The organism is Rhizobium sp. NFR03 (assembly GCF_900111275.1).
GTDB lineage: Bacteria > Pseudomonadota > Alphaproteobacteria > Rhizobiales > Rhizobiaceae > Ferranicluibacter.
The window spans coordinates 293,846-306,761 of the sequence record NZ_FOGR01000004.1; the positions used below are offsets into that span (position 1 = coordinate 293,846).

12 protein-coding genes are annotated in these 12,916 nt (G+C 62.6%); 7 read left to right on the forward strand and 5 right to left on the reverse strand.

Annotated elements, in window-relative coordinates; translation table 11 throughout:
• From BSG19_RS14550 to BSG19_RS14560, 3 genes are read right to left on the reverse strand one after another with little or no spacing between them, the layout of a single operon-like run.
• Nucleotides 1-594 (reverse strand): hypothetical protein, encoded by a 594-nt coding sequence (locus tag BSG19_RS14550; protein WP_092988745.1) that lies wholly within the window; start codon nt 592-594, stop codon nt 1-3.
• On the reverse strand, nt 591-1,793 hold the full coding sequence (locus BSG19_RS14555) for a glycosyltransferase family 4 protein (RefSeq protein ID WP_092989082.1): 1,203 nt from the start codon (nt 1,791-1,793) through the stop codon (nt 591-593). Before BSG19_RS14555 ends, BSG19_RS14550 begins: the two co-directional genes overlap by 4 nt.
• Entirely contained in the window at nt 1,793-2,863 is a 1,071-nt protein-coding gene (locus tag BSG19_RS14560; protein ID WP_092988746.1) for a glycosyltransferase family 4 protein, read from the reverse strand. Before BSG19_RS14560 ends, BSG19_RS14555 begins: the two co-directional genes overlap by 1 nt.
• A 30-nt stretch (nt 2,864-2,893) precedes the next feature.
• On the opposite strand from BSG19_RS14560, the gene BSG19_RS14565 reads away from it, so the two are divergent.
• From BSG19_RS14565 to BSG19_RS14580, 4 genes are read left to right on the forward strand one after another with little or no spacing between them, the layout of a single operon-like run.
• On the forward strand, nt 2,894-4,960 hold the full coding sequence (locus BSG19_RS14565) for an HAD-IIB family hydrolase (protein WP_092988747.1): 2,067 nt from the start codon (nt 2,894-2,896) through the stop codon (nt 4,958-4,960).
• Nucleotides 4,957-5,832, forward strand: a complete 876-nt coding sequence (locus BSG19_RS14570) for a glycosyltransferase family 2 protein (protein WP_092988748.1) — start codon at nt 4,957-4,959, stop codon at nt 5,830-5,832. The genes BSG19_RS14565 and BSG19_RS14570 overlap by 4 nt, the downstream gene beginning before the upstream one ends.
• 13 nt (nt 5,833-5,845) lie before the next feature.
• A complete protein-coding gene (locus BSG19_RS14575) occupies nt 5,846-6,976 on the forward strand; it encodes a glycosyltransferase (RefSeq protein WP_092988749.1) in 1,131 nt (376 codons plus the stop codon).
• Between the two features lie 5 nt (nt 6,977-6,981).
• A complete protein-coding gene (locus BSG19_RS14580; protein ID WP_092989083.1) occupies nt 6,982-7,665 on the forward strand; it encodes a hypothetical protein in 684 nt (227 codons plus the stop codon).
• A gap of 525 nt (nt 7,666-8,190) precedes the next feature.
• Here the strand turns inward: BSG19_RS14580 and BSG19_RS14585 are convergent.
• On the reverse strand, nt 8,191-8,460 hold the full coding sequence (locus BSG19_RS14585) for a calcium-binding protein (RefSeq protein ID WP_092988750.1): 270 nt from the start codon (nt 8,458-8,460) through the stop codon (nt 8,191-8,193).
• The gene (locus BSG19_RS14590) at nt 8,421-9,434 is read right to left on the reverse strand and encodes a LacI family DNA-binding transcriptional regulator (RefSeq protein ID WP_092988751.1); all 1,014 of its coding nucleotides are present in this window, start codon (nt 9,432-9,434) and stop codon (nt 8,421-8,423) included. Before BSG19_RS14590 ends, BSG19_RS14585 begins: the two co-directional genes overlap by 40 nt.
• Nucleotides 9,435-9,631: 197 nt before the next feature.
• Here BSG19_RS14590 and BSG19_RS14595 point away from each other — a divergent pair, with 197 nt between their 5' ends.
• From BSG19_RS14595 to BSG19_RS14605, 3 genes are all read left to right on the forward strand, one after another.
• Nucleotides 9,632-10,876, forward strand: coding sequence for an ABC transporter substrate-binding protein (locus BSG19_RS14595; RefSeq protein WP_092988752.1), 1,245 nt, complete (start codon nt 9,632-9,634; stop codon nt 10,874-10,876).
• Nucleotides 10,877-11,108: 232 nt separating this feature from the next.
• The gene (locus tag BSG19_RS14600; RefSeq protein ID WP_092988753.1) at nt 11,109-12,035 is read left to right on the forward strand and encodes a carbohydrate ABC transporter permease; all 927 of its coding nucleotides are present in this window, start codon (nt 11,109-11,111) and stop codon (nt 12,033-12,035) included.
• On the forward strand, nt 12,035-12,904 hold the full coding sequence (locus tag BSG19_RS14605; RefSeq protein WP_092988754.1) for a carbohydrate ABC transporter permease: 870 nt from the start codon (nt 12,035-12,037) through the stop codon (nt 12,902-12,904). Before BSG19_RS14600 ends, BSG19_RS14605 begins: the two co-directional genes overlap by 1 nt.
• Nucleotides 12,905-12,916: the final 12 nt, after the last annotated feature.

Below are 12,916 nucleotides of genomic sequence, written 5' to 3' on the forward strand. Positions count from 1 at the left end.
CTACCCGATCCTGCGTCTGTCTTTCGCCAACGGGTGCAGGACCAGCCGGCCGGCAGCGTGAGCCGCCTCGAACCACGCCCGTTCGGCGCTCCAGGCATGCCCGTCCCAGCCATCGAAACCGAAGCCGAAGATATCGAATGATGAGGATCCGGGCTCCTCGGCCTCCAGCGTCCTGAAACTGTAGAGAAAACCGGAACTCAGGGCGGAGGTCGGCAGAGCCCCATGGGTCAGAAGTGCTGCGCGAGCCCTGCCTTCCTTCGCGGCATCGATCCACCCGATCGCCTTACCAAGCGGGCCAAGGCGCCGGCAAAGGCCCTCGGCATGGCACTCGTCTTCCGGCTTTTCCGATGGTGGAAAAACGAGCGTGATGCGCTTGGCATCCTCTACGGCCTTCCGCCGCGTGAATGCGGGATCGGCAAGCCATTCCGCCGGCTGTCCGCCCCGGCTGACCAGCACCAGTTCGGATGTCTTGGTGCCGCTCGTGGAGCCGAGCCCGGCCGTGTTGTTGAACCTGACGACATGATCGTAGCCGTCGATATCGAGATCCCGACCGTCGAACTCCGGCGCGTTGCCGATGATAGCCGTTCGCTTCATGATGCCCTCGCCGCTCCGGTGCCGCGATGGCCTGCAATAGCCTGCTGGTAAACCTCGAGCGTCTGGCGGCCGAGCGTGGCGCGGGTAAAGGTTCCTGCCGCCCGCAGAGCCTTCATGCGAAGCTCTTCGCGAAGAGTGCCGGACGTCAGGAGTTCACGCAGGCGTTCCGCGATGGCCCGGCCCTCGGTTGCCGAAGCAAGCAGGCCCGCGCCAGTCTGGCCGACGAATTCGCGCGCGCTCGGGTCTTCCGCCGAGGCAAGGATCGGGCGGCCGAAGGCGATTGCTTCCTGATAGACGAGGCCAAAACTCTCGTAACGCGACGGTGCTGCAACGATATGGGCAGCCTCGTAAAGATCGAACAGAACCCCGTCCGGTTGTCGACCGAGGGCATGGACGCGCCGGCGGGCGCTGGCGGGCAATTTCTCCGGCAGGTCGCTATCGGGTACACCCAGGAGGTCCACCTGAAAATCCGGCACGAGACCCGCATCTGCCTCCTCAGCGACACGAGCAATGGCATCCATGAATTCATGAAACCCCTTCCGTGCTTCGGCCCTGCCGACGAAGAGGAGGCGGAACGGCTCTTCGGCGGGCGGGTATTCCGCCTCGCCCGCCCGCGTCAGAACGGTCTGAGACAGGGAGAGGCCGATCGTGGCGTGCGGGCGGCGCGCATCCAGACCGTAGAGTTCGGCAATGCGACGGCCATGCTCGGCGGTATTGGAAATCAGCGCCGCGCTGCCGTTCGCCTGCCGGCGCTCCAGCATATCCGCCGCCCAGGCATCCAGACGGTTGCGGGGAGACAGCCGGCTTTCCCGCGACCAGGAGGCGGGCGTGGAGTTGCGCGTGACGAGCGGCAGATCCCGACGCCCGCCCAGCAGCACGGCCGGCGCATACCAGTTGGTCGCTTCGACGACGTCGAACGGCACCGCGGCATGGGCGGAAAGCAACGCATCGCGAAACCGCCGGGGTGCAGCAACATGGCCGATGCCGGCATAGGTTCGCAAACGCCCGAGCCCCGAGCGCTCCGGTATCGCGCAGCCGACGATGCGCACGCCGTCGCTCATGCTCGTGCCGCTTCGGTCGCCGGAAAACACCGTGACGTCGCAGCCTTGCGCGACAAGGCTTTCCGCGATCTCTCGCGCCGCTGTTGAAAGCCCGCTCGGCGATGGCGGATAATCCCATGCAATGAGAGCGGTGCGCATCATCGCTGGAGCAGCCTTCGATAGATATCCAGATAATCCTGCGCCATGCGCCGTGCGGTGAAACGCTGCTCGAAGCGCGCGCGGATCAGGCGCCGGTCGAGCCGGTCGATCTGCCCGATGGCCGCTACCGCTTCCTCTTCGCTGTTCACGATGAAGCCGGTCACGCCATGCTCAACGACCTCGGGAACGGAGCCCCGGTTCCAGGCGATGACAGGTGTGCCGCAGGCCATTGCTTCGATCATTACGAGCCCGAACGGCTCCGGCCAGTCGATCGGAAACAAGAGCGCGCTTGCGCCGCGCAGCAGAACATTCTTGGCCGCATCGTCCACAGGACCGACATATTCCGCAGTCGGGGAGAGAAACGGGCGAACATAGGTATCGAAGTAAAGCGGGTTGCCGACATCGACGGTCCCGGCGAGCCGGATCGGCCGACCCGCCGCCTCTGCCACGCGGATCGCGACATCCGGCCGCTTCTGGTCGGTCATGCGGCCGATGAAGGCGAGATAGGGTTCCGGCGCGTCGTTCGGCTCGAACCGTTCGGGATCGACGCCATGCAGCACGACGCCGGCACGGTTCGATACCGGCAGCGCCTCTTCCTGCGATTGCGAGATGGCCGCGACAGGCAGATCAGGAAAGGCGGAAAAGAACAACTCACGGTCGAGTTCGTCGACGCGCCAGTGGATTGTCGTCAGCGATGTCTTGCGTTTTTCGCCCAGCGTGACGGCGTGGAAAAACTCTCCGTGGAAGTGCACGATATCGAACGATGACAGCGCGCGGCGGACCTCCTCCATCCGCACGGTTTCAAGCACGGACGGGATCGACGGCGGCACGGAACCATGCTTCTTTTCAAGGAATTGCAGGCTCGGCAAGGCACCGATCCGAGGCACAGGGCATGCACTGTCGGAGGGGGCAAACAGCGTCACCTCGCAGCCGAGCGCCTGCAGCCCGACAGACAGGTCATGGATCACCCGCTCCGTCCCGCCATGGTTGAGCGGAGGCACGGGGAAAATACTTGGTGCAACCTGTGCAACTTTTATGGGCTCACTCAGTTCACGGTCGCGGTTCGGCATTTCTGGTCCTGACTGCACGGGAGATCATGTATGTTCGTTCTTCACGTCGCACTTCAAGGGTGCCTTCGCGGAAACAATGTCGAATATGGACTGACGACGGATACGGGCGGGCACATCCGCTACCTTCTGGATCTCGTCGATGCTTGCAGAAACGAGCGACAAGCCGAACGCATCGTCATCGCCACTCGTGCCTTCGAAGGCTTCGGTGACGATTACATCAAGCCGGTTGAAATCGTGGACGAGACGACCCGCATCGTCCGCTTCCGCACGACGCATCCGGGCTACCTCGCGAAAGAGGACCTGCATACCGAACTGGACAGCTTTTCAAACGCGCTGATCGAGCACATCGCGGCAGGCGGCACCCGGCCGGACATCCTCCATGCGCATTATGCCGATGCAGCAGTGGTGGCTGCACGCGTCGAGGATGCGCTCGGCATTCCCTTCGTCTTCACCGGCCACTCGCTGGGCAAGGTCAAGCAGAAGGCGTTGCCCTCCTGCGAGGCCGACCGCGGCTTTGCCGAGCGGATTGCAGCGGAAGAACTGGCGCTTGCCAGAGCCTCGCTCGTCATCGCATCCTCCCGCGACGAGGCGGAACTGCAATACAAGGCCTATCGGAATTACGACCCCGGCAAGATCCGCGTGCTGCCGCCGGGCAGCGACCTGAAAGCGTTTCGCGGTGCAGCGGCCTCGCCTGTCGTCGAGCGGGAAATGGCGCGATTTCTGGCGGAGCCGGACAAGCCTGTCATCCTCGCCATTGCAAGACCGGTCGCCAAGAAGAACCTCGCAGGCTTGATCGAGGCCTACGGCCAGTCGGAAGCCTTGCAGGCTGCGGCCAACCTGGTGATCGTCGCGGGTTCGCGGGACGATATCGACGCGCTGGAGGCAGATATGGCCGCCAACCTTCGCGAGCTCTTGCGTCTCATCGATCGCTACGACCTCTACGGCAAGGTGGCTTATCCCAAGAGCCATCGTGGCGAGGATATTCCCGGATATTATGCCTATGCCCGCGACCGGCGCGGCGTCTTCGTCAACCCGGCCTTCAACGAGCCGTTCGGCCTGACGCTTCTGGAAGCTGCCGCCGTCGGGCTGCCGCTGGTCGCGACCGACAGCGGTGGGCCGAACGACATTATCGAGACCTGCGGCAACGGACTTCTGGTTGATCCACGCGACGCCGATGGCATTGCCGATGCCCTGCTGCAGATTTTCCGCAATGGCGAGATGTGGGATTGCTTTTCCGCGTCCGGCGACAGGGCCGTGAAGACCTATGACTGGGAACGGCACGTCACGCGGTATCATGGGCTGGTGCACGATCTCGTTCGCCCACCGGAAATGTCCACCCAGCGCGCCATCCAGCTCCTGATCAGCGACATCGACAACACGCTTGTCGGCTCCGTTCCGCATCTGCACGCTTTCGGCAACTGGCGCCGCGTGCAGGAGAACCTTGCCTTCGGCGTTGCGACCGGGCGCTCCTTCCACAGCGCCATGGCGGTGCTGGAACAACAGGACGTGCCACGCCCGGAAGTCATGATCACCTCGGTCGGCTCGGAAATCTATACGCTCTCGGAGAACGGCGTTTCCTACGAGCAGGACGAAGGCTGGCTGAAGGCAATTGCGGCAAACTGGCAGCGCTCGGCTGTCGAGCGCGTCTTGCGTGGCGTATCCGGTCTGACGCCGCAAGCGCCGCTGGAACAGCGGGATTTCAAGCTCAGCTACTTCAGCGACGGCAACCACGCGACTGTCGAGCGCGTGCGCACGGCACTTCAGGAAGCCGGCGTGCTCGCCTCCGTCATCCACAGCCACAGGCGATATCTGGATATCCTGCCGATCAAGGCCTCCAAGGGGACGGCCGTCGATCATGTGCGCCGTCGCTACGGCTTGCCGGAAAGCTCCGTCTTTGTGGCGGGCGACAGCGGCAACGACATCGAGATGCTGCAGGCCATTCCGCAGTCGATCATCGTTGCCAACTATTCCGACAATCTCGGCAAGTTGCCCGCACTGAAGCACTCCTACATCGCCTCCAGCACCCACGCCGCCGGCATCATCGAAGGGGTTCTCCACTTCCGCAACAAGGCCAAGGCCGCAGGTCTGGCACGATGACGGCAGCGGTTTCCGCGAGCGTCCTGACGATCGTCCGCGGACGGGCCGATCATCTGCGGGCGCTGATGACGGGGCTTTCTCAACAAAGCGCGCCGCCCGGTGAACTCGTGATCGCGTGGATGCAGGCCGAAAAGGCAGAAGCGCTCCCTGCTCTCTCCTTCCCGGTCAACCACGTCTTCGTCGAAGGTGACGACATGCCGCTTGCTGCCGCCCGCAACCGCGCGGCGCAGGCCGCATCCGGCACGCACCTCGTCTTCCTCGATGTCGATTGCATCCCCTCGCCGACCACCGTCGAGGCCTACACCCAAGCGCTGACCCGGCACGACGGCGTTATGCTCGGTGAGGTCCACTATCTCCCCGGTGGCCTGCCAACGTTTGCTGGTGACATCGCCGCGCTGGAGAGACATGGCGTCGCTCATCCTTCCAAGCCCGCATTCCCTGACATCGGTGTCGTAGAAGAGCCGGATTCGGGACAACTCTGGGGCCTGTCCTTTGCCTTGCGCAAGGCGACCTGGATGTCGCTTGGCGGCATGGACGAGGACTTCCACGGCTATGGCGGCGAAGAGACGGACCTTGCGCGCAGAGCATCGAAAGCCGGTATTCCGACCTACCGCGTTGGCGGCGCGCGCGCCTATCACCAGCACCATACCGTCCATATTCCGCCGCTTCAGCACTTCGATCATATCCTGCGCAATGCGCGCCTCTACCGCGCGAAGCACGGCGTCTGGTGCATGGATTATTGGCTGGGGCAGTTCGCGGAGCGCGGGCTGATCGACTGGACGAGCGGGGCACGTGAAATCCGCCTGCTACGCCGCCCGGACGCCCGGGAAACAGACGCCGCACGACAGCCCGACCACGTTCTCTTTTCCTGATGGAACCACATTCATGAAAAAACCGATCGCCTTCTTCGTCCACCATCAGGGCCGCGGCCATGCCAATCGTACGATGGCGATGGCCGAGCATTTCAGCAAGGATCGCCCCGTTTCCGTGCTCACCGCCGGCCCTGAGCATTTTGCCAAGGCCGATCCCCGCATCGAGGTCATCGCGCTGCCGAACATGATCGGCGAGACCGTGCCGACGCCGCGGCTCTTTGCCGAGCCTACGCCGTCGGTCATGCATTGCGTGCCGCTCGGCCTGCCCTCCATGCGCCGCACGATGCGGACCATCGTCGATCATCTGGATGACCGCGATGTCGGTCTCTTCGTGGTCGATGTCTCCGCCGAAATCGGCATGCTTGGCCGCATCGTCAGCACGCCGACGGTGCAGATCCGCATGCATGGCGATCGCAGCGATGTCGGGCATATCGGCTCTTACGAGGCGTGCGTCGGCATGATTGCGCCATTCGACGCCCGTCTGGAGCAGGACGATTATCCGCAGGCTCTCCGCGCCAAGACGATCTATACCGGCGGGCTCTGCACGACGCGGGACGCGGTGCCGACACGAGAGGCAGCGCGGGCAAAGCTCGGCCTTGCCGAAGACCGCAAGGTCATTCTGGTGCTGACCGGGGGTGGCGGCAGCGGGACGCCGCTTGCACCGCTGACGATTGCCGCGCGTGCCGTGCCGGAGGCCCTCTGGCTGGTTGCCGGACCCGTCCACAGGGAAGGCCACGAAACGGATTTCGCCAATCTCAAGGAGCTTGGCTGGGTCGAGAACGTCACTGACTATATCGCGGCGGCCGACATCGTCGTCGCCTCGGCCGGCGATAACACGGTCCACGAGATAGCCCGCGCAGGCTCAAAATTCGTCGTCATGCCGGAATGGCGCTACTTCGCCGAGCAGCACCGCAAGGCTGAAGCATTGGTTGCGCTCGGCGCTGCCGTGACAGCACCTGCCTGGCCGGGCGATTATCGTGGATGGCAGCAGCTCCTGAATGCCGCAGAGGCAATCGACCCGGCCATTCTTCACGCCCTTCACGATCCGGATGCAGCGCGCAAAGCCGCGAACTGGCTCGAGACGCTCTGCGACGACCTCTGGCAGGGCGCCGCCAACGAGCAGCCGCTGTTGAAAGTGGTGTGACCTGCATGGTCACGCTCACGACGGTTCTGAAAAGCGGTGGCCGCTACGACGCAACCTGGGTCGAGAGGTTGAACGCGGGCGCGCGCCGGTCGATCTCCGGCCTTGATCGCGTCGTCTGCCTCACGGATCTCGACCTTCAGGTCGCGGGGGTCGAGATCGTGCCCCTACGCCACGGTTGGCCGGCATGGTGGTCGAAATTCGAATCCTTTCGGGCCGATCTCGCCGACGATCTCACGATCCTGTGCGATCTCGATACGGTCTTTACCGGAGACGCGGGCGCTCTTGTTGACGACAGCATGGTCGCCATGGAGGATTATTTCCTGAAAGGCCACCTCTCCACCGCCATCATGCGCTGGCGCGGAGATGAACTCGACCATCTCTACGAGACGTTCAAGGCCGAACCCGACCGCTGGATGGAACCCGGCTCCTGCGGCAAAGTGCCCAATTCCGTTCACGGCGATCAGGTCGTGGTCGATCATCTGCTGAGACGCGACGGTGGCATGCCGGAGTTCCTGCAGTCCCGCCATCCTGGTCTGCTCGACTTCTACGATCCCGTTCACACGGAGCAGGGCCCGATCATCATCTTCATTGGTGATTCCAAGCCGGATACAGCGACTCAGGCGGTTCAGGATGCCTGGCGCAGTGTACGGACAGCCACAGACCGGCTCAGCGCATGGCATCTCGTTTAACGCCTGTTGCCTGCAAGATCGCTCAAAGCGGATGCTTAACCTTCGCACAAGGCTGTCTTCCGAAATTGCCGTCTATATCTATGCGGAATCCCCGCGAAAAACCCGCAACAAAAAGGCTGCCAGCCCGGACGGGCGGCAGCCTGTAGCAGATATCCGTGCGGCGACCTCACGACGTCAACGCTCACGGCATCGATGCCGGAACGCGGAACGAAGGCCACGCTTCGATCCAGGGAGCGCGATGCCCCCTAAATCTTCAGCCCTTGTAGCCGTGATTGTTGACGATACGGCGCGTCTCGTGCGAGCGCGTGACGGCGATCGCCTCCCAGATCTTCTGGCCGAATGCGATACGGTTACGGGGGGCTTCAGTCTTCATGGTCTTTGTCCTGATCATTCCTGATCCTTATCTACGCGATGGCGCGAAGTACCGGTAGGCGCGATTTCGCATGGCTGCCGTGCAGGCGTGCGCAGCATCAAGGAACGTCAAGAGGTTCACGTCTTGCGTGACGTGAAGCTCTGATGTGATGCTTATGATCTTGGATCTGAGATATCGTCATCACCGCCCGTTGACCGAGCAAGGTCCAGAATATCGTCGGAACTGGTCACGCCGAGCGTCTTGGAGATCTGCAGACGATCGACGCCCGACTGGACATCATCGATCTCGGTGATGCCTGTCTTGAAGACGAAGGTGCCGGATCCGCGACCGCCGCTCAGTTCGTTGAACCCTCCGCCGCCATCGAGGATGTCATTTCCTGCACCTAGACCGCCCCGCAGGATTTTCGCACGACGAGGCTGCATCCGAGGGCCTTGATCCCGAGCGGGACCGGTTTCCCTTGAGTGAGGTCCAGCATCGCCAAACCGGCCCGTCGACCGAGTTCCTTCAAACCCATGTCGACCGTGGTCAGGGCTGGACGTGTCTGGGCGGCGACCACGTGCCAGTTGTCGAAGCCGACGACCGCGATGTCTGCCGGCACGGAAAGGCCGTGATCTCGCAACGCGTCTATCACGCCTCGTGCGGTCTCGTCGCTCCCGCAGAAGATCGCATCGGGGCGCGGCTCCGGGCGGGCGAGCATCCGGCGGACCGCTTCGTGCCCCCAGTCCTCGCCCCACGGCCCGAACATTACCTCGCCTTTGTCCCCTCTGCCGTCGAGGCAGGCACGATAAGCCGCCGCGCGACGGCGCACGGCAACGAAATCCTCCGGTCCCGTGATATGCATGATCCTGCGATGCCCCAGGGACAGAAGATGCTCGACCGCCAGACGCGCGCCCTGACTGTCGTCGGGGACAAAAGATACGCTGGTATCCGGCCCTTCCGCGAAGGCATAGACCACCGGCATGGGCAGGCTTGAGAGATCGACCGGAGGGGCAAGATCGAGCCGGGTCGCCGTGAAGATGATCCCGTCCACCTGCTTGTCCAGCAGCGCTTCGAGGTGGAGCCGGGCAAGCCGCGGATCGTTGTTGGTGGCGCAGAGAAAGACGGACACGCCGTGATCGACGAGCGCTTCCGACACCCCGGCCGTCATCGGCAGGGTCAGCCGTCCATAGGTGTCGTTGGTGATGATCCCAATCGAGTGGCTGCGCCGGCTGAGCAACCCTCGCGCGAGCGCATTCGGCCGAAATCCGATCTCTTCGGCGACGCGCTTTACCCGGTCGCGGGTCTCGGCGTTTGTACGGCCTTGCCCGTTAAGTGCGTTGGACGCTGTCGAGATACTGACGCCCGCAGCCAGCGCGACGTCGCGGATTGTCGCCCGCCGCCCGTGCCCAAGCGTCATGATTCAACCCTCGTAACTGACCTGATAAAACCTTTCATCAAGAAATATTCCAGTAGATAAAAGGTTTTAGCATTTCGTAACCTCAGTTGTGTGTTCACGCTGTCGACAAGATAATTATTCTCGATTACCGTTTGTGTCACGTCAATGTCCCAGCGTGTTACGGGGAGAGTTGGCGACAACGAAAAAGGGAACGCACCATGCTGAAGATCACACTGGCGCTCGCCGCGCTTTCGCTTGTTGCCAGCACCACGCTGGCGAATGCAACCGATGTTACCTTGTGGGTTCGCACCTCGTCGGGCGCCGTGCTTCAGGGTCTCGCCGATCACTACAATGCCTCCCATTCCGACAAGATCGTCGTCACGCAGATCACGGCCGAGCAAATGGTGCCAAAGCTCGGTGCCGCCATTGCCGGCGGCGCGGCACCGGATGGCGCAGTGCTCGACCTGATCTACCTGCCGACCTTTGCGGCAGCCGAAGGCCTGGAAGACATTACCGATTTCGTCAAGAGCCGCCCATACGGCGGCGCCATGAGCCCGTCCCATATCCGCCTTGCGACCTATGAAGACAAGATCTACGGCGTTCCCGCCCTGCCGGATGCCTCGATCATCGCTTATAACACCGACCTTTTCGAGAAAGCAGGCCTCGATCCGAACAAGGCACCGGCCTCTCTGGAGGAGATCGCAGCCGACGCCAAGAAGATCACCGGGCTCGGCAACGAGACCTACGGCTTCTACTTCGTCGCCAATTCCGGCAGCTGGCTAATCTACGACTTCCTGCCGCATCTCTGGGCGGCGGGTGCCGACATCCTCAGCGAAGACGGGCGCACCGCCACCGTGGACACACCGGCTCTGCGCGAGACGATCGCCGCCTATCGCGACATGTGGAAGGCGGGCGCGATCCATCCCACGTCCCGCTCAGGCAATGGCAACAATGCGGTCGAAGCCTTTGCCTCCGGCAAGGTCGGCGTTCTCATGACCGGCTCCTATATCGTCAATCTGCTGACGAGCAAGTATCCCGACGTCAAGTTCGCCGTCGCGCCGATCCCCGGCCCCAAGGGCGGAGCCTCCAGCTTTGCCGGTGGCGACACGCTGGCCGTCATGAAGGGCATCGATGAGGAAAAGAAGAAGGTCCTGCTCGACTTCGTCGATTTCTACATGACACCGGAGCAGCAGGTCTACATCACGAAGGAATCCGGCATGCCCTCGCGCACCGATCTCGCAGGCGATGCCTATGCGAACTTCGACAAGCGCAATCTGGTTTCTTACGACATCCTGGCAAAGGCACGCACGCCTTACACCTTCTCCTCGGACGAACTCTTCGTCAGCCGCACAGGACCCTTCGTCAACCTGATCCAGGGCGCGATCTTCGGGGAAGATGTCGATGGCTCCATCAAGACCGCGCAGGATGCCTTCACCAAGATTCTTGAGCGAACCAACCCTTAAGGGCTTCACGGATCGCCGTCCGGGATCGTCACGACCAAGCATGTTTGCGGTCTTGGCCGCCCCTCACCCTAGCCCTCTCCCCGCAAGCGGGAGAGGGGACGTGCCCCAAGGTCGCTCCGAGTCCCTTCTCCCCGAACGCGGGGAGAAGGTGCCGGCAGGCGGATGAGGGGCTGCTGCGACCGAAACGTTAAAAGTCACGCACCCCGCACGTCCATCATCAACAAGGAGCGAAATCTTGGCTTCGACGGCCCAAAGACCGACGCTGGCGGTGACGGCGAGCAACGACCCCGAACCCAAGGGCTGGCTCGGGCTTGCCTTCATGGCACCGAGCCTCGTCTTCATTCTCGGCCTCTTCGTCGTGCCACTGGTCATGGCGCTCTGGATGAGCCTGCACAACTGGCCGTTGCTCGGGCGCCGCAAGTTCATCGGTCTCGCCAATTACGCGGAACTGCTCGGAGACATGCAGCTCTGGCATTCCCTTGGTTTTACGCTGCTTTATACCGTGCTCGTCACGGCTGCCATCATGGCCGTGGCTTTTCCGCTGGCGCTGCTGGTGGACCGGCCGCTGCGGCTCGCCGGCTTCTTTCGCACGGTCTACTTCATGCCGGTCGTCATTGGCTTCGGCGCAGCCTCCACGCTCTGGATGTGGCTGCTCAATCCCGACAACGGCGTCTTTGCCCATCTCCTTCGCGGCCTCGGGCTTGTCGATAGCGCGCCGCGGCCGCTGGAAAGCTTCTGGCCGGCGCTTGGCGTCATCATCCTCATGGTCGTCTGGAAGACGGCGGGCTTCACCATGGTCATCCTGCTCACCGGCCTTCAGGCCATTCCAGCCGACGTGACGGAAGCCGCAAAGATCGATGGCGCGGGTGTCTTCAGCCGATTCCGCCGGATCACGCTGCCGCTGATGCGAAATTCGCTTCTGCTGGCGCTGGTGCTCAATGTTACGTCGTCCATGCTCGCCTTCGATCAGTTTTTCATTATCACGCAGGGCGGGCCGTCGAACAGCACCGTTTCCGCCGTGTTCTCGATCTATCTCGCCTCGTTCTCCTCCTATCGCCTCGGCTATGGCTCGGCTATGTCCTTCGTGCTGCTGGTCGTCCTCGTGGCCATTTCCTCCATCCAGCTCGCCTTCCTGCGCCAGCGGCCGGAGGAAAGCTGATGAGCCGTACCTTAAGAACATCCGCGCCGTTGCCAGCCCGTGAACGACTTGGCTTTGCCGCTTTCATTCTCGTCTCGATCGTCTTTGCCCTCTTCTTCCTGCTGCCGATCGTCTGGTCGTTCGCCAATTCCTTCAAGCCTGCGGCAGAGGCGCTTGCCCATCCCGTGGCGCTGTTCTCCAAGGCCTTCTCCCTGGAGAACTACCGCCGGCTGGATACGGTCGGCGCAGGCTGGACCGTCTATGCCGGCAACTCGGTCATGATTGCGTTGGGAACCGTTGTGCTGACGGTGCTCGTCGCCGTTCCCGCAGGCTACGGTTTTTCCAAGTTCCGCTTTCCCGGGCAGTCGGCGCTGTTCATCGTGGTCATGGCGACGATGATGATCCCGTTCCAGTCGATCTTGACGCCGCTGTTTCTCATCCTCAAGGTGCTGAAGCTGCAGAACAATCTGTTCGGTCTCGTGTTGATTTACGTCACCTTCCAGCTGCCCTTCTCGATCTTCATGATGCGCAACGCCTTCGACGCCGTTCCCCGTGCCTTGATCGAGGCAGCGCGGATCGACGGGGCTTCGCAATGGACGATCCTCAGGCGGATCATGCTGCCGATTGCCCTGCCGGGCGTCGCAACGGTCGCCATGTTCGCCTTCCTCAACTCCTGGAACGAGTTCCTCGCCGCCCTCATCTTCCTCTCGGATCAGAACAAGTTCACGCTGCCGATCATGCTGGTCAATGTCTCCTCCGGCATCTACGGCATTATCGACTGGGGTGCGCTGCAAGCCGGCGTCACCGTCACCATGGTCCCCTGCATCATCCTCTTTCTTCTCCTGCAACGCTATTACGTGCGCGGGCTCACCGCCGGCGCCGTGAAATGAGCATCGTGCATT